Here is a 13175-nt window from a genome sequence, read left to right on the forward strand (position 1 = left end):
TAACATGACCAAGGCAATCGATCTGCGCGCGAAGAGCGACGATCAGCTTGGCGAGGAGCTGGGCAACCTGAAGCGCGAGGCGTTCAACCTCCGTTTCCAGGCTGCGACCAGCCAGCTCGAAAAGCCGAGCCGCGTGAAGGAAGTCCGCAAGGATATCGCGCGCATCAAGACGCTGCAGGCTGAGCGTTCGCGCTCGGCTGCGAAGTAAGAGGACTACGAACATGCCGAAGCGCGTGCTGACCGGGCAGATCGTGTCCGACAAGGGCGACAAGACGGTGGTCGTGAACGTGGAGCGTAAGGTCAAGCACCCGCTCTATGGCAAGATCATCCGCCGCTCGAAGAAGTATCACGCCCATGACGAGGCGAACGAGTACAAGGCCGGCGAGACCGTGCGCATCGAAGAGACTGCGCCGATCAGCAAGCTGAAGACCTGGAAGGTGATCGAGCGGGTGAACACCCACGCGACCCCCGAGCGGGCCGACATCGCTTAAGACCCGCAAGGGTCTCAAGAGTTCAACTGGAACCGCCGGGCGAAACGTCCCGGTAGGCCAAACGAGAAGGAACCGGATCAATGATCCAGATGCAATCCAATCTCGACGTCGCGGACAACAGCGGCGCGAAGCGGGTTCAGTGCATCAAGGTGCTGGGCGGGTCGAAGCGTCGCTTCGCCGGCGTGGGCGACGTGATCGTCGTCAGCATCAAGGAAGCACAGCCCCGCGGCAAGGTGAAGAAGGGTGACGTGCATCGCGCCGTCATCGTCCGCACCGCCAAGGACGTCCGCCGCGCCGATGGCTCGGTGATCCGCTTCGACGGCAACGCTGCCGTCCTGGTCAACAAGAACGAGGAGCCGATCGGCACCCGTATCTTTGGCCCGGTGGTCCGCGAGCTGCGCTCGAAGGGCTTCATGAAGATCATTTCGCTCGCCCCCGAGGTGCTGTGATGGCTGCTGCCAAGATCAAGAAGGGTGACCAGGTCATCGTCCTGTCCGGCAAGGACAAGGGCAAGACCGGCGAAGTCACCAAGTCGCTTCCGAAGGACGGCAAGGTCGTCGTTTCGGGCGTCAACATCGCGGTGCGCCACCGCAAGCCGACCCAGACCAACCCGCAGGGTGGCCTGGAGCGCTCGGAAGCGCCGCTGAACATCTCCAAGGTTGCTCACGTGACCAAGGACGGCAAGGCGACCCGCGTCCGCTTCGAAGAGCGTGACGGCAAGAAGGTGCGCGTTGCGGTCAAGACCGGGGAGGTCATCAATGGCTGACACCTACACGCCGCGTATGCGGAAGCTCTATGACGAGACCATCGCGAAGGCGATGACCGAGAAGTTCGGTTACAAGAACGTCATGGAAGTGCCGGCGATCTCGAAGATCGTGCTCAACATGGGCGTTGGCGAAGCCACCCAGGACAAGAAGAAGGTCGAGCAGGCCGCTTCTGAAATGGAGCTGATCGCTGGCCAGAAGCCGGTCGTCACCAAGGCGAAGAAGTCGATCGCGCAGTTCAAACTGCGTGAAGGCATGGCGATTGGCTGCAAGGTCACGCTGCGCCGCGAGCGGATGTACGAGTTCCTCGACCGCTTCATCACGATCGCGCTGCCGCGTGTTCGCGACTTTCGCGGGCTGAACGACAAGTCGTTCGACGGCCGTGGCAACTATGCCTGCGGCATCAAGGAACAGATCGTGTTCCCCGAGATCAACTATGACCGCATCGACAAGGTGCGTGGCATGGACGTGATCGTGACCACCACCGCCAAGACCGACGAAGAGGCTCGCGAGCTTCTCCGTCTCTTCGGCTTCCCGTTCCCGCGCGATGCGGACGGCGAAGTGAAGCAGGCAGCGTAAGGGAAAGAGAACTTAAGTCATGGCGAAACTGAGTTCCGTGAACAAGAATGAGCGTCGCAAGCAGCTGGTGAAGAAGTATGCCGGCAAGTATGCGAAGCTGAAGGCGATTGCGAACGACAAGTCGCTCGACGAGACCGAGCGCCTGATCGCGCGTCTCAAGATGGCCGAGATTCCCCGCAACGGGAATCCGACCCGCATCCGTAACCGGTGCGAGCTGACCGGCCGTCCGCGCGGTTACTACCGCAAGTTCCGTCTGGCGCGCGTGATTCTGCGTGATCTTGCCAATAAGGGCATGATCCCCGGCGTCACCAAGTCGAGCTGGTAAGGGTTAGAAGATGGCATTGACCGATCCCCTGGGTGATATGCTCACCCGCATCCGCAACGGCCAGCGCGCGCGTAAGGACAGCGTCCTGACGCCGGCGTCGAAGCTGCGCGCCCGCGTGCTCGACGTGCTTCAGCGCGAAGGCTATATCCGTGGCTACAGCGAAGAGCAGATGGGCCCCGCGGCCGGCATCCGCATCGAGCTGAAGTATTTCGAGGGTCAGCCCGCGATCAAGTCGATCGCGCGCGTCTCGAAGCCGGGCCGCCGCATCTATTCGGGCTCGAAGGAGCTCCCGAAGATCCGCAACGGCCTGGGCATCACCATCGTTTCGACGCCCCGTGGCGTTCTGTCGGACGCGGAAGCGCGCGACCAGAACGTTGGTGGCGAAGTGCTGGCGGAGGTGTTCTGATGAGCCGCACCGGTAAGAAGTCGATCACCGTTCCCGCCGGCGTCACCGCCAGCGTCGAGAGCGGGCAGATCAGCGTCAAGGGGCCGAAGGGCACCCTGACGATGCCGACTGCCGACGACATCACCTATGAGGTGGTGGACGGCGCGATCAACGTGAAGCCTGCAAACGACACCAAGCGCGCCAAGGCGTTCTGGGGTATGCAGCGCACGCTGGTGCAGAACCTGGTGACGGGCGTGAGCGAAGGCTTCTCGAAGAAGCTGCTCATCACCGGCGTCGGTTACCGCGCCAACGCGCAGGGCCGGAAGCTGAAGCTTCAGCTCGGCTATTCGCATGACGTCGATCTCGAAGTGCCGGAAGGCGTCGAGGTGAAGACTCCGGATCAGACCACGGTCGAGATTTCGGGCAACGACAAGCAGAAGGTCGGCCAGTTCGCGGCCGAAATTCGCCGGTGGCGGAAGCCTGAGCCCTATAAGGGCAAGGGCATCAAGTACGAGGGCGAGTTCATCTTCCGCAAGGAAGGGAAGAAGAAGTAATGAGCAAGGGTCTCTCTCTCTTCGAGAAGCGCCGCCGTCGCAACCGGACCGCGCTGAAGGCGCGTTCGGGCAGCCGTCCTCGGCTGTCGGTGCATCGCTCGGGCAAGCACATCTATGTGCAGGTGATCGACGACGCCCAGGGCAAGACCCTGGCCGCCGCTTCGACGCTGGAAAAGGACGTGCGCGGCACGACCGGCGCGACCATCGATGCCGCCAAGGCTGTCGGCCTCCGCATCGCGGAAGCCGCCAAGAAGGCCGGCGTGACGCAGGTCGTTTTCGACCGTGGCGGTTTCCTGTTCCACGGTCGCGTCAAGGCGCTGGCAGATGCCGCCCGTGAAGGCGGATTGGAGTTCTAAGCATGGCGGATGAAATCAACACGACCGAAACGCCGGTCGAAGGCGCCGCCGCTCCTGACGCGGGCGCACCGCGCGGTGGCCGAGGCGGCCGTGGCCGTGGTGGTCCCGGTGGCGGCAATAATCGTGGCGGCCGTGACGGCAACCGTGGACGTCGCGACGATCGTCGTGGCGGTCCGGAAGACGGCGGCGAAGAGCTGATCGAGAAGCTGGTTCACATCAACCGCGTCTCGAAGACGGTGAAGGGCGGCAAGCGCTTCGGTTTCGCGGCGCTGGTCGTCGTGGGCGATGGCAAGGGCCGCGTCGGCTTCGGTCATGGCAAGGCGCGCGAAGTGCCGGAAGCCATTTCGAAGGCGACCGCCGCTGCCAAGAAGGCGATGGTCCGCGTGCCGCTGCGCGAGGGCCGGACCCTGCACCATGATGGCCGTGGCCATTTCGGTGCCGGTAACGTCACCGTCCGTTCGGCGCCAGCAGGCACCGGCATCATCGCGGGCGGCCCGATGCGCGCCGTCTTCGAGAGCCTGGGCGTTGCGGACGTTGTGACCAAGTCGGTCGGGACGTCGAACCCCTACAACATGATCCGCGCGACCTTCGAGGCCCTGGGCGACCAGACCTCGCCCAAGGCGGTGGCGCAGCGTCGTGGCAAGAAGATCGCCGATCTGCTGGGCCGTGGCGGCTCGCAGACCGCCGAGGCTGACGCCGCGGCGATCACGGAGTAATCGCGATGGCGAAGAAGGAAGCAGCGGCGAAGGCCGGCACGGTGAAGGTGACCCAGACCGGGTCGCCGATCCGTCGCACCAAGGACCAGCGCGCGACCCTGGTCGGCCTGGGCCTCAACAAGATGCACCGTACGGTCGAGCTGCAGGACACCCCCGAGGTGCGCGGCATGATCCGTAAGGTTGCTCACATGGTGAGCGTCGAGGGCTGAAGCCCACGACACCTTTCCAGGTGACAGATGAAGGAGAGGGGGCTATCGGCCCCCTTTCCGGTTTCCGGACTTCCCGGGAATCGAGCGCGACAAAAGCGAAAGCGAGTGCAGATAATGAAACTGAACGACATCAAGGACAATGAAGGCGCCCGCAAGGGCCGGATGCGCGTCGGACGCGGCATCGGCTCGGGCAAGGGCAAGACCGCGGGTCGCGGCCAGAAGGGCGCCAAGGCGCGCTCGGGCGTTGCGATCAACGGCTTCGAGGGCGGTCAGATGCCGCTCCACATGCGCATCCCGAAGCGCGGCTTCAACAATCCGAACCCGAAGGACTATGCCGAGGTCAATCTGGGCGCGATCCAGAAGCTGGTCGACGCCGGCAAGCTGACCGCGACCGACATCGACCACGCCGCGCTGAAGGCCGTCGGCCTGGCTCGTGGCGGCAAGGATGGCGTCCGTCTACTGGCCAAGGGCGAGCTCAAGGCGAAGCTGAACTTCACCGTCGCTGGTGCGTCGAAGGGCGCGATCGAGGCGGTCGAGAAGGCCGGTGGCAAGGTCACGATCCCGACGATCGTACCTGCTGCCGAGAAGCATGCCGCGAAGCATCGCGTGAAGCAGAAGGCGATTGCCGAGCTGAAGGCGTCCGGCAAGAAGGCCGCCAAGGCGTAACCCATTTGCATCACCCCGGCGCAGCAGCGCCGGGGATGATTGCCCAACGGGTTTCATGCCCTATATGAGCGGCGGGGTGGCGGAAGACGCTCCTCCGCCGCTTTGGTTTCCAGGATATTCGCGCACATGGCATCCGCAGCCGATCAACTCGCATCCGGCCTCAACCTGTCCAAATTCGGCCAGGCCACCGAACTCAAGAAGCGCCTGTGGTTTACCCTCGGCGCCCTGATCGTCTTCCGCATGCTGAGCTATGTGCCGCTGCCTGGCGTCGATCCGACCCAGCTGGGCCTGCTGGCACAGCGCACCCAGGGTGGTGTGCTCGACTTCTTCAACACCTTCTCGGGCGGCGCGCTGGAGCGCATGTCGGTAATCGCGCTGGGCGTGATGCCGTATATCACCGCCTCGATCGTCGTTCAGCTTGCCACTTCGCTCTCGCCGGCGCTTGCCGCGATCAAGAAGGAAGGCGAGAGCGGTCGCAAGAAGCTCAATCAGTATACGCGCTACGGCACCGTCCTGCTCACCGCGATCCAGGGCTATGTCATCGCGGCGGGCCTGCAGGCAGGCGTCAACGGCATCTCGCCAGTGATTCATCCCGGGCCGCTGTTCATCGTGGGCGCGGTCGTCAGCCTGATCGGCGGCACGCTGTTCCTGATGTGGCTGGGTGAGCAGATCACCAATCGCGGCGTCGGCAACGGCATCAGCCTGATCATCATGGCGGGCATCGTCGCCCACCTTCCGACCACGCTGGTGCAGCTGTTCGAGGGCGGTCGCAGCGGCTCGATGAACCCGGTGACGCTGGTCCTGATTCTGGGCGCGGTCGCGCTGCTGGTACTGTTCATCTGTTTCATGGAGCGCGCTCAGCGTCGCATCCTGATCCAGTATCCTAAGCGCCAGACACAACGTGGCGTCCAGTCGGAGCGCAGCCATCTGCCGCTCAAGATCAACACCGCGGGCGTGATCCCGCCGATCTTCGCCAGCTCGCTGCTGCTGATGCCGCTGACGATCAGCCAGTTCGCCGGCCAGCAGCAGGCGGGCCAGGGCTGGTGGGGCGACTTCATCATCAGTCTCAACCAGTATCTCCAGCACGGCTCGCTGGTGTACATGCTGCTCTACGGCGCAGGCATTATCTTCTTCTCGTTCTTCTACACCGCGGTGGTGTTCAACCCCGAGGAAACGGCGGACAATCTGAAGAAATATGGTGGATTCGTCCCCGGCATCCGTCCGGGCAAGAACACCGAGGCCTATTTCGACTATGTGCTGACGCGCATCACCGTGATCGGCGCCGCGTACCTGACCATCATCTGCCTTGCGCCGGAATGGCTGGTCGCACAGCTTTCGATCCCCTTCTATCTGGGCGGCACCAGCCTGCTGATCGTCGTCAACGTGACGATGGACACGGTGACACAGATCCAGTCGCACCTGCTAGCGCACCAGTATGGCGATCTGATCAAGAAGGCGAAGCTGAAGGGCGGTCGCCTCCGCTAAAAGGAGGCACCGTTGGCCCGGAGCTTGTCGAAGGGCTGCTTTTCCTTTGTGGTCGGAAGAGACGAACGGTGCTTCGACGGACTCAGTACGAACGGGTTTGGGGGTAAGGAGAGAATGAACATCATCCTGTTGGGGCCTCCGGGGGCCGGCAAGGGCACCCAGGCGTCGCGGCTCGAGGACGAGCGCGGCATGGTCCAGCTTTCCACCGGCGACATGCTGCGCGCCGCGGTGAAGGCGGGCACGCCGGTCGGTCTCAAGGCCAAGGCCGTGATGGAAGCCGGCGAGCTGGTCAGCGACGAGATCGTCAGCGGCATCATCGGCGAGAGCCTGGATGGGCTGGGCGAGAAGGGCGCGATCTTCGACGGCTATCCCCGCACCGCCGCGCAGGCTGAGTCGCTCGACACGATCCTGTCGGACCGCGGCCGCACGCTCAACCATGTGATCGAGCTGGTGGTGGATGAGGACGCGCTGGTCGAGCGCATCACGGGCCGCTTCACCTGCGCGACCTGTGGCGAAGGCTATCACGACAAGTTCAAGCTGCCCAAGGTTGAGGGCAAGTGCGACCAGTGCGGCGGGACCGAGTTCAAGCGCCGTCCCGACGACAATGAGGAAACGGTACGCACTCGCATGGCCGAGTATCGCGCCAAGACCGCGCCGATCCTGCCGATCTACGAGGCACGCGGTCTGGTGAAGCGCGTGGACGGCATGGCCGATATCGGCCACGTCACCGAGGCGATCGAGGCGATCCTCGACGGCAACGCGTAAGCCCGGGCGACATGGCGCAAGGGAAGGGGGCTTCGGCCCCCTTTTTCTTTGGTGGCACGACGCGAGTTTTGACCGCGCATTGAGCCCCGGATCGGTGCCACATCGGCAGCCATCGTCTATTCGGGATGCTTTCTCGACGCGACGACCAAGCGCGATCCAGCTTGAGGCGGACAAGCGTCAGCTCCGCGTGAGTCTATATCCATCGGAAATAGCCGATGGGAATTGACTTACTCGAAAGCATCGGTATTTTCCGATGAATGGATACCGACACGGCTTTAGCGGCGCTGGCCGCACTCGCGCATCCGACACGGCTCGACGCCTTTCGGCGACTGATCCGTCACGAACCTGACGGCCTTCCCACCGGAGCGCTCGTCGAAGCGAGTGGGCTGACGCAGAGCACTTTTTCGACACATCTGGCGGTCCTCGCCAAGACCGGCCTTGTCACCGCCGAGAAGCAGGGCCGGAATCAGATCCAGCGCGCGAACATCGATGCGCTCCGCGCCTTGATGGTCTTCTTAGCCAAGGATTGCTGCCAAGGGCGCACCGAGCTGTGCGAGCCGTTGCTTGCCGAACTCACCTGTTGCTGAGGATGCCATCCGTGACCGACATCGTCATCTATCATAATCCCGCATGCGGCACGTCGCGCAATACGCTGGCGATGATCCGCAACGCCGGTATCGAGCCGCATGTCGTCGAGTATTTGAAGACTCCGCCATCGCGCGCGATGCTGGTCGAGCTGATCGACAGGGCGGGCCTCTCTCCGCGTGGGTTGTTGCGTGAGAAGGGGACACCCTATGTGGAGCTTGGCCTTGGCGATCCCGCCCTGAGCGATGATGCGCTCATCGACGCGATGATCGAGCATCCGGTTCTGCTCAATCGGCCGCTTGTCGTGTCTCCGCTCGGCGTGCGGCTGTGCCGGCCGTCGGAGCTGGTGCTCGATATCCTGGACGCGCCCCCGCAAGGGGCGTTTACCAAGGAGGACGGTGAGCAGATCATCGACGCCGCTGGCAGGCGGGTACGCTGATGGGCGGGTTCGAACGCTATCTCTCGCTATGGGTCGCACTGTGCATCGTCGCCGGAATTGCGCTGGGCCAGACTGTGCCGGGCGCTTTCGTTGCGATCGCATCGACCGAGATCGCCAGCGTGAACCTGATCGTGGCGGCGCTCATCTGGCTGATGATCGTGCCGATGCTGCTGAAGATCGACTTCGGTGCGCTCGGCTCCGTCCGCCAGCACTGGCGCGGTGTGGGGATTACGCTGTTCGTGAACTGGGCGGTGAAGCCGTTCTCGATGGCCGCGCTCGGAACCCTCTTCCTCGCTTGGCTCTTCGCGCCAATGCTGCCGGCTGGTGAAATTCCGTCCTACATTGCCGGTTTGATCCTGCTCGGCGCGGCGCCCTGCACCGCAATGGTGTTCGTGTGGTCGAACCTGTGCGGTGGCGAACCCGTCTATACGTTAAGCCAGGTGGCGCTGAACGACCTGCTCATGGTGTTCCTATTCGCGCCGCTGGTCGCATTGCTGCTGGGCGTCGCATCGGTGACCGTGCCATGGGATACGTTGCTGCTGTCGGTTGTGCTGTACATTCTTGTGCCGGTGATCGTGGCACAGGCGATCCGGCGCGGCCTGCTCGCGTCGGGCGGCCAGCCAGCGCTGGAGCGACTGTTGTTGAGGCTTGGCCCGCTCTCGCTCGGGGCGCTGCTGGCGACGCTGGTTCTGCTCTTCGGTTTTCAAGGCGAACGCATCGTCGCGCAGCCGCTCGTCATCGCGTTGATCGCGGTGCCGATCCTGATCCAGGTCTATCTGAATGCAGGAATCGCCTACTGGCTGTCGCGGCGGCTAGATGTGGATTGGCAGGTCGCGGCACCTTCCGCGCTGATTGGCGCCTCCAACTTCTTCGAGCTTGCCGTCGCCGCAGCAATCTCGCTGTTCGGTCTCAATTCGGGCGCCGCGCTCGCCACCGTCGTGGGTGTTCTGGTCGAGGTACCGGTGATGTTGTCCGTGGTGTCGATCGTGAAGCGTACGCGCGGCTGGTATGAAAGAAGGACCCCTGCATGAATCGTGTCCGTATCTTGCCTGACCCCGAACACCTGCCGAGTCTCGATCCCGCCTATGCGCTTCGCCGGCCGGCATCAGGTTTGGGCGACGATCGGCCGCCGCGAATCCTGCTGCTCTATGGTTCGTTGCGCGAGCGCTCCTTCTCTCGCCTTGCGGTGGAAGAGGCCGCGCGGCTGCTGCGGTTCTTTGGCGCCGAGACCCGCATATTCGACCCTTCAGACCTGCCGCTTCCGGATCAACATCCCGGCGACGACCATCCTGCGGTTCATGAACTGCGTGCGTTGTCGATATGGTCGGAGGGACAGGTGTGGTGCAGCCCTGAACGTCATGGTGCCATCACCGGCATCATGAAGACCCAAATCGACCATCTACCGCTGGAGATGAAGGGCATGCGGCCGACGCAGGGGCGCACGCTTGCCGTGATGCAGGTGTCCGGCGGCTCGCAGTCCTTCAACGCGGTCAATACGTTGCGCCTGCTCGGGCGCTGGATGCGGATGTTCACGATCCCCAACCAGTCGTCCGTGGCGACGGCGTACAAGGAGTTTGACGAGCATGGCCGCATGCGACCGTCCGGCTATTATGACCGGATTGTCGATGTGATGGAGGAACTGGTGCGAATCACGGTGCTCACGCGCCCGCATGCCGCGCAGCTGGTCGATCGATATTCCGAACGCAGGTCTGCGGGCATTCGAGCGTCCGTTGAGGATCACTCGGCGATCACGATCGGTTGCCGATAGAGCGCCGAGCTGCGGCAAACGGGAATCTCCGCAACGGATCTGGGAAGCGGCTCCAGCGCGTATGCAGAGGAGCCGCGCACGTTAGCCCTGTCCCAGCGCTCAGCCGTTCGTAGGGATGGTGTTGACCATCCAGGGGATGCCGAACCGGTCGACCAGCGAGCCATAGCCCGGCGACCAGAAGGTCTCGGAGAACGGCATGACGACGCGGCCGCCTTCGGACAGGGCGTCGAACCAGCGTTGCGCTTCGTCCTTGTCCTCGCTGTGCAGGGTGACGTCGAAACCGTTCTTGGGCTTGTCGATGTTCGGGGCCCATTCGATGTCCATGTCGGCGCCCATGATCGCCTGATCGCCGACGTCCATCCAGCAATGCATCAGCCAGTCCTTCTTGTCCTCGGCGACCGGCATTTCGGGTGGGGCGTCGCCATAGGGCATGGCGGCGGTGATCGTGCCGCCGAGCACGCTGGCGTAGAATTCGAAGGCTTCGCGGCACTGGCCCTGGAAGCTCAGGCTGGTCACGATCTTCATGACAGGCTCTCCTTGGTTTGGCCGCTTCGCGCGGCGCTGGCACACTATAGACGCTCAAGCTGCATTTTGGTGGCAGCAGGCCAAAGAAAAGGGCCGCCGCCCCGGGGGACGACGGCCCTGTTTCTCTGGTCCGGTCTTGAGCTCAGCGGCGCGCGCGGCGCTTGAACTGGTCGAGGCTGACGACGTTGGTCGGGCGCTCGATCGCGATGCCCGAATAGAGCGTCGCCATCGGCTCATCGGTCACCTCGTGGACGATGTCCGAGCCGAAGCCGTTGAACGCGGTGCGCATCGCACAGCCATAGGCGCCGAGCATGCCGACTTCGATATAATCGCCGGCCTGAACGTCCGCCGGCAGCTCGAACGGACCCGCCATGTGATCCATGTCGTCACAGGTGGGGCCGTAGAAGCTGAACGCTTCGGTTTCGGCGTCCACGCCTTCACGCAGCAGCGTGACCGGGAAGCGCCAGCCGACATGCGCCGCATCGAACAGCGCGCCATAGGCACCGTCGTTGATGTACAGCTCGTCGCCGCGGCGCTTTTCGACGCGCACGATCAGGCTGCTATACTCGGCGCACAGTGCCCGGCCCGGCTCGCACCACAGCTCCGCGCTGTACGAGATCGGCAGATTCTCGAACGCGTTGTGGATCACGCCGAAATAGGCGTCGAGCGGCGGCGGCTCCATGCCTGGATAGGTCGAGGGGAAGCCCCCGCCGACATCGACGATGTCGACCGTGACCGACGAGGCGACGATGGCGACGCGAACGCGCTCCATCGCCTCGGCATAGGCCGCGGGGGTCATCGCCTGCGAACCGACATGGAAGCAGATGCCGAGCGCGTCGGCGGCCTGGCGGGTCGCGACGAGCAGTTCGGCCACATCCTCGGGCTCAGCGCCGAACTTGGCGGCGAGGCTGAGCTTCGAGTGATCCGACGACACGCGGATGCGCACGCACAGGTTCAGATCCTGCGCATTGCGGGTGGCGCGGACGATCTTCTCCAGCTCGTCCATCGTGTCGAGGCTGAAGGTGCGTACGCCATGGACGAAATACGCTTCCTCGATCGCTTCCTCGGCCTTGACCGGGTGCATGAAGCACAGGACGGCCTTGGGCAGGGCGCGGCGCGCCATGCGCACCTCACCGATCGACGCGACGTCGTAATGCGTGATTCCGGCATCCCAGAGGATCTGGAGAAGCTCAGGAGACGGGTTGGCCTTGACGGCGTACATCGTCGTCCCCGGAAACTTCTCAACGAAGAATCGGGCTGCTCGCTTTGCTGCGTGCGGACGAACGAGCGTTACCGGCTCGACGGGACGAAGGGCTTTCGCTAGCCCGAGCGCGCTATGATGCTTGTGCAACTCAAGGGACCTCCAATTGCCTTGCGGCATACGGTGAAAACACTGCCTTGCGGTGGAAGTCCCATGGGGCAGCGGAGGGGTCATTTAGGGTCGGGGACCCCCCTTGTAAAGTGATTCTGGGTCCGAACTAATGATGCGGGGTGATGCGTGACCATATTGCGACAACCGACTCGGGCCGGGGTGCGGGACGCAGCAGCGAAGGTGGCGGCGATTTTGCCGCCGACGCCGCTGCTTGTGGCGGAAATCCGCGGGATTCCGGTGATGTTCAAGGCCGAGTGCCTGCAGCCGATCGGCGCGTTCAAGATCCGCGGCGCATGGCACCGGCTGACCGCGATCGACCCTGAGCATCGCGACAAGGGCGTCGTCGCTTTTTCCTCGGGCAACCATGCGCAGGGCGTCGCATGGGCCGCGAAGCGACTCGGCATCCCCGCCGTCATCGTGATGCCGGCCGATGCGCCCGCCGCGAAACGCGATTCGACGCTGTCGATGGGCGCGGAGGTGGTCGCATACGATCGGATGACCGAAGATCGCGTCAAGATCGCCGGGCACCTCGCCCATGCGCGCGGCGCGACGCTCGTCCCACCGTTCGACGATCCGTGGATCATCGAGGGGCAGGGGAGCATGGCGATCGAGGTGCTGACGCAGGCCGCCGAGATGCGGCTGCCCGATCCGGGCCGGATCGTGGTGCCGTGCGGCGGCGGCGGGCTGGCATCGGGCGTGACGCTGGCGCTGCCCGAGGCGCAGACCACGATCGTCGAGCCCGAGGGCTGGGACGATATGTGCCGCAGCCTGGCCAATGGCTGGATCGAATCGATCGGCGATTCGCCCCCGCCGACGGCGTGCGACGCGCTGCAGACCTTCCAGCCGGCGCAGCTGACCTTCGATGTCCTCTCGCGCCGCGGCGCGACCGGCGTGGCGGTGAGCGAAGCGGAGGTGCGCGCGGCGCAGCGCTGGGCGGCGCGCAAGCTGAGGCTGGTGGTCGAGCCGGGCGGCGCGGTGGCGCTGGCGGCGCTGCTGGCGGGCAAGGTCGATCCAACGCCGGATACGCTGGTGATCCTGTCGGGCGGCAATGCCGATCCGGACGCCTATGCGAAAGTGCTGGCTTCGGCGGACTGAGCGCCCGACCGGTTGACGAAGTTGACACGAAACACGGTGTTTTCGGGCGAAGCGCCAGGAACGGGACGGCTTCGCGCCGGTAACGCGCCACCCAAG

Annotated in this window: 21 protein-coding genes; 19 read left to right on the forward strand and 2 right to left on the reverse strand. The window is 64.1% G+C overall.

All coding sequences use genetic code 11. The features are described 5' to 3' along the window. Positions 1 to 4 precede the first annotated feature (4 nt). The 18 genes from rpmC to arsH all read left to right on the forward strand — a co-directional run bounded on the left by rpmC (position 5) and on the right by arsH (position 10087). A complete protein-coding gene (gene rpmC, locus AC07M1_RS06965; RefSeq protein WP_495161825.1) occupies positions 5 to 208 on the forward strand; it encodes a 50S ribosomal protein L29 in 204 nt (67 codons plus the stop codon). Positions 209 to 221: 13 nt separating this feature from the next. Next, positions 222 to 491, forward strand: coding sequence for a 30S ribosomal protein S17 (gene rpsQ / locus AC07M1_RS06970; RefSeq protein WP_066574429.1), 270 nt, complete (start codon positions 222 to 224; stop codon positions 489 to 491). A gap of 80 nt (positions 492 to 571) precedes the next feature. Beyond that, entirely contained in the window at positions 572 to 940 is a 369-nt protein-coding gene (rplN, locus tag AC07M1_RS06975) for a 50S ribosomal protein L14 (protein ID WP_066574426.1), read from the forward strand. Further along, the gene (gene rplX, locus AC07M1_RS06980; RefSeq protein WP_495161826.1) at positions 940 to 1257 is read left to right on the forward strand and encodes a 50S ribosomal protein L24; all 318 of its coding nucleotides are present in this window, start codon (positions 940 to 942) and stop codon (positions 1255 to 1257) included. Before rplN ends, rplX begins: the two co-directional genes overlap by 1 nt. Beyond that, positions 1250 to 1834 carry a 50S ribosomal protein L5 gene (gene rplE / locus AC07M1_RS06985; protein WP_495161827.1) on the forward strand — a complete coding sequence of 195 codons (585 nt, stop codon included), beginning with the start codon at positions 1250 to 1252 and terminating at the stop codon, positions 1832 to 1834. Before rplX ends, rplE begins: the two co-directional genes overlap by 8 nt. Positions 1835 to 1853: 19 nt before the next feature. Beyond that, positions 1854 to 2159 (forward strand): 30S ribosomal protein S14, encoded by a 306-nt coding sequence (gene rpsN / locus AC07M1_RS06990; RefSeq protein ID WP_447723954.1) that lies wholly within the window; start codon positions 1854 to 1856, stop codon positions 2157 to 2159. 10 nt (positions 2160 to 2169) lie between these two features. After that, the gene (gene rpsH, locus AC07M1_RS06995; RefSeq protein ID WP_495161828.1) at positions 2170 to 2565 is read left to right on the forward strand and encodes a 30S ribosomal protein S8; all 396 of its coding nucleotides are present in this window, start codon (positions 2170 to 2172) and stop codon (positions 2563 to 2565) included. Next, positions 2565 to 3098 carry a 50S ribosomal protein L6 gene (gene rplF / locus AC07M1_RS07000; protein WP_495161829.1) on the forward strand — a complete coding sequence of 178 codons (534 nt, stop codon included), beginning with the start codon at positions 2565 to 2567 and terminating at the stop codon, positions 3096 to 3098. The genes rpsH and rplF overlap by 1 nt, the downstream gene beginning before the upstream one ends. Continuing rightward, positions 3098 to 3454 carry a 50S ribosomal protein L18 gene (rplR, locus tag AC07M1_RS07005; RefSeq protein WP_495161830.1) on the forward strand — a complete coding sequence of 119 codons (357 nt, stop codon included), beginning with the start codon at positions 3098 to 3100 and terminating at the stop codon, positions 3452 to 3454. Before rplF ends, rplR begins: the two co-directional genes overlap by 1 nt. A 2-nt stretch (positions 3455 to 3456) precedes the next feature. Then, the gene (gene rpsE / locus AC07M1_RS07010; protein ID WP_495161831.1) at positions 3457 to 4170 is read left to right on the forward strand and encodes a 30S ribosomal protein S5; all 714 of its coding nucleotides are present in this window, start codon (positions 3457 to 3459) and stop codon (positions 4168 to 4170) included. Between the two features lie 5 nt (positions 4171 to 4175). Next, complete coding sequence (gene rpmD, locus AC07M1_RS07015; RefSeq protein WP_495161832.1) at positions 4176 to 4379, forward strand: 50S ribosomal protein L30; 204 nt, start codon at positions 4176 to 4178, stop codon at positions 4377 to 4379. A 114-nt stretch (positions 4380 to 4493) separates the two neighbouring features. Continuing rightward, the gene (rplO, locus tag AC07M1_RS07020; protein WP_495161833.1) at positions 4494 to 5045 is read left to right on the forward strand and encodes a 50S ribosomal protein L15; all 552 of its coding nucleotides are present in this window, start codon (positions 4494 to 4496) and stop codon (positions 5043 to 5045) included. A gap of 126 nt (positions 5046 to 5171) precedes the next feature. Further along, complete coding sequence (gene secY, locus AC07M1_RS07025) at positions 5172 to 6530, forward strand: preprotein translocase subunit SecY (RefSeq protein ID WP_495161834.1); 1359 nt, start codon at positions 5172 to 5174, stop codon at positions 6528 to 6530. A gap of 114 nt (positions 6531 to 6644) precedes the next feature. Beyond that, positions 6645 to 7295 carry an adenylate kinase gene (locus AC07M1_RS07030; RefSeq protein WP_495161835.1) on the forward strand — a complete coding sequence of 217 codons (651 nt, stop codon included), beginning with the start codon at positions 6645 to 6647 and terminating at the stop codon, positions 7293 to 7295. A 257-nt stretch (positions 7296 to 7552) separates the two neighbouring features. Beyond that, the gene (locus AC07M1_RS07035) at positions 7553 to 7882 is read left to right on the forward strand and encodes an ArsR/SmtB family transcription factor (RefSeq protein WP_495161836.1); all 330 of its coding nucleotides are present in this window, start codon (positions 7553 to 7555) and stop codon (positions 7880 to 7882) included. A gap of 2 nt (positions 7883 to 7884) precedes the next feature. Continuing rightward, positions 7885 to 8319, forward strand: coding sequence for an arsenate reductase (glutaredoxin) (gene arsC / locus AC07M1_RS07040; RefSeq protein WP_495161837.1), 435 nt, complete (start codon positions 7885 to 7887; stop codon positions 8317 to 8319). After that, positions 8319 to 9350, forward strand: a complete 1032-nt coding sequence (gene arsB, locus AC07M1_RS07045; protein ID WP_495161838.1) for an ACR3 family arsenite efflux transporter — start codon at positions 8319 to 8321, stop codon at positions 9348 to 9350. Before arsC ends, arsB begins: the two co-directional genes overlap by 1 nt. Next, a complete protein-coding gene (gene arsH, locus AC07M1_RS07050; RefSeq protein WP_495161839.1) occupies positions 9347 to 10087 on the forward strand; it encodes an arsenical resistance protein ArsH in 741 nt (246 codons plus the stop codon). The genes arsB and arsH overlap by 4 nt, the downstream gene beginning before the upstream one ends. Before the next feature lie 99 nt (positions 10088 to 10186). Here the strand turns inward: arsH and AC07M1_RS07055 are convergent, their stop codons facing one another. Both AC07M1_RS07055 and AC07M1_RS07060 read right to left on the reverse strand, forming a co-directional pair. Beyond that, a complete protein-coding gene (locus tag AC07M1_RS07055) occupies positions 10187 to 10612 on the reverse strand; it encodes a VOC family protein (protein WP_495161840.1) in 426 nt (141 codons plus the stop codon). Between the two features lie 142 nt (positions 10613 to 10754). Next, positions 10755 to 11963 carry a type III PLP-dependent enzyme gene (locus tag AC07M1_RS07060; RefSeq protein WP_495161841.1) on the reverse strand — a complete coding sequence of 403 codons (1209 nt, stop codon included), beginning with the start codon at positions 11961 to 11963 and terminating at the stop codon, positions 10755 to 10757. A gap of 180 nt (positions 11964 to 12143) precedes the next feature. Between AC07M1_RS07060 and AC07M1_RS07065 the strand changes: the two genes are divergently transcribed. Beyond that, a complete protein-coding gene (locus tag AC07M1_RS07065) occupies positions 12144 to 13079 on the forward strand; it encodes a threonine ammonia-lyase (RefSeq protein ID WP_495161842.1) in 936 nt (311 codons plus the stop codon). The last annotated feature ends 96 nt before the right edge of the window (positions 13080 to 13175 follow it).

The organism is Sphingomonas sp. GW821-FHT10C01, assembly GCF_059415525.1.

Excerpts from the sequence above, each read along its gene's own strand:
- arsC (WP_495161837.1), top strand. The coding sequence starts at position 7,885 with ATGCCATCCGTGACCGACATCGTCATCTATCATAATCCCGCATGCGGC.
- rplE (WP_495161827.1), top strand. The coding sequence starts at position 1,250 with ATGGCTGACACCTACACGCCGCGTATGCGGAAGCTCTATGACGAGACC.
- rplF (WP_495161829.1), top strand. The coding sequence starts at position 2,565 with ATGAGCCGCACCGGTAAGAAGTCGATCACCGTTCCCGCCGGCGTCACC.
- secY (WP_495161834.1), top strand. The coding sequence starts at position 5,172 with ATGGCATCCGCAGCCGATCAACTCGCATCCGGCCTCAACCTGTCCAAA.
- rpsE (WP_495161831.1), top strand. The coding sequence starts at position 3,457 with ATGGCGGATGAAATCAACACGACCGAAACGCCGGTCGAAGGCGCCGCC.
- rplO (WP_495161833.1), top strand. The coding sequence starts at position 4,494 with ATGAAACTGAACGACATCAAGGACAATGAAGGCGCCCGCAAGGGCCGG.
- AC07M1_RS07055 (WP_495161840.1), bottom strand. The coding sequence starts at position 10,612 with ATGAAGATCGTGACCAGCCTGAGCTTCCAGGGCCAGTGCCGCGAAGCC.
- rpsN (WP_447723954.1), top strand. The coding sequence starts at position 1,854 with ATGGCGAAACTGAGTTCCGTGAACAAGAATGAGCGTCGCAAGCAGCTG.
- rplN (WP_066574426.1), top strand. The coding sequence starts at position 572 with ATGATCCAGATGCAATCCAATCTCGACGTCGCGGACAACAGCGGCGCG.
- AC07M1_RS07035 (WP_495161836.1), top strand. The coding sequence starts at position 7,553 with ATGGATACCGACACGGCTTTAGCGGCGCTGGCCGCACTCGCGCATCCG.
- AC07M1_RS07030 (WP_495161835.1), top strand. The coding sequence starts at position 6,645 with ATGAACATCATCCTGTTGGGGCCTCCGGGGGCCGGCAAGGGCACCCAG.
- rpmD (WP_495161832.1), top strand. The coding sequence starts at position 4,176 with ATGGCGAAGAAGGAAGCAGCGGCGAAGGCCGGCACGGTGAAGGTGACC.
- arsB (WP_495161838.1), top strand. The coding sequence starts at position 8,319 with ATGGGCGGGTTCGAACGCTATCTCTCGCTATGGGTCGCACTGTGCATC.
- arsH (WP_495161839.1), top strand. The coding sequence starts at position 9,347 with ATGAATCGTGTCCGTATCTTGCCTGACCCCGAACACCTGCCGAGTCTC.
- rplR (WP_495161830.1), top strand. The coding sequence starts at position 3,098 with ATGAGCAAGGGTCTCTCTCTCTTCGAGAAGCGCCGCCGTCGCAACCGG.
- rpsH (WP_495161828.1), top strand. The coding sequence starts at position 2,170 with ATGGCATTGACCGATCCCCTGGGTGATATGCTCACCCGCATCCGCAAC.
- rpsQ (WP_066574429.1), top strand. The coding sequence starts at position 222 with ATGCCGAAGCGCGTGCTGACCGGGCAGATCGTGTCCGACAAGGGCGAC.
- rpmC (WP_495161825.1), top strand. The coding sequence starts at position 5 with ATGACCAAGGCAATCGATCTGCGCGCGAAGAGCGACGATCAGCTTGGC.
- rplX (WP_495161826.1), top strand. The coding sequence starts at position 940 with ATGGCTGCTGCCAAGATCAAGAAGGGTGACCAGGTCATCGTCCTGTCC.